The sequence below is a fragment of the Thermodesulfobacteriota bacterium genome (assembly GCA_031082315.1).
GTDB lineage: Bacteria > Desulfobacterota > QYQD01 > QYQD01 > QYQD01 > QYQD01.
In genome coordinates, this window is the sequence record JAVHLC010000038.1 from 1 (window position 1) to 1,170 (window position 1,170).

At 48.0% G+C, this 1,170-nt stretch carries 1 protein-coding gene; it reads right to left on the reverse strand.

Translation table 11 applies throughout. The annotated features are described in order from the left end of the window. Positions 1-20 precede the first annotated feature (20 nt). On the reverse strand, positions 21-971 hold the full coding sequence (locus RDU59_12950) for an IS110 family transposase (GenBank protein MDQ7839387.1): 951 nt from the start codon (positions 969-971) through the stop codon (positions 21-23). Between the last annotated feature and the right edge of the window lie 199 nt (positions 972-1,170).

Below are 1,170 nucleotides of genomic sequence, written 5' to 3' on the forward strand. Positions count from 1 at the left end.
CTGAGCAACTGTGTTTTTTGTCAAGCGGTTTTTAAGCATGGTTGCCATAGTGTATTGTTTTTAATCATGCTATTCAAAATAGTTATTAATTTTCGCATGCATGCGGTTAAAGCAACTTTATGGGGTTTTCCTCCCTCACATAGTCGGTTATAGAAGAGCCTAAGTACACTATTGGCACGTACCGAGGACAAAGTGGCCATATACAAAACTGCACGGATATTGGCACGGCCTCCCCAGACTTTCCGTTTCCCGCGGAACAGTCCACTGTCACGGTTTAAAGGGGCCACACCCACTAAGGCGGCAACCTGTCTTCGATTGAGCCGCCCAAGTTCTGGAAGGTCACATAAGAGGCTGGCGGAAAGAACTGGGCCAACTCCAGGGACACTTTGTAAGATGGCCTCTTTCTCTCGCCAGATCGGGCTGGCTTTAATGCGTTTCTGGATCTCGTCATCGACGTTATCGAGGCGTTTCTCAAGCCATTGGATATGGACTTTAATGTCCTTCTGTATACGTTTTGGGGCAGAGGTGAGACGATTTTTCTCGGCGGTGAGCATCTCCACGATTTGGCGTCTACGGCTAATCAGGGCGCTGAGTTCCTGGACTTGCTCATCCTTTAAAGGCCGGACTTCAGGCCGGATCATCTCACCAAAACGAGCCAAAATCTGGGCGTCAATGCGATCCGTTTTGGCTAACTTCCCGGTAGCCCTGGCAAAATCTCGGACTTGGCGAGGATTGACAATAACCACATTAAGTCCAGCCGCTGCCAAGGCCACTGCCACAGGCATCTCTAATCCAGCGGTAGATTCCATTACGATCAAAAGTGGATTTAAATCCACCAAAGCCTCTACCAAGGACCTGATACCCTTAGCATCGTTGGCTACTGTCCAAATTTTCCCACTGGGTCTAGCAGCAACATCCAGACGGTCTTTAGAAACATCAATACCTGCAAAACATCCCGATTTATCTTTCATATTCAATCTGACCCCCTTCCTTGCAAAATGCGGGCTTTATTGGCCCAAACAACTGTTCGGGATAACCAGATATGGACACGACGACCCCAGCTCAGGCACGGGTTTCCAAATCCCAAGGCGTAAACGGTCTATCGCATCCAGAATACTCATAGCATTATATGCCATAATAATGACGCATCTGTTCTAAACATACAAGGCG

Bases quoted from the DNA above. Each gene is read 5' to 3' on its own strand.
- RDU59_12950 (MDQ7839387.1), bottom strand. From the start codon at position 971: ATGAAAGATAAATCGGGATGTTTTGCAGGTATTGATGTTTCTAAAGAC.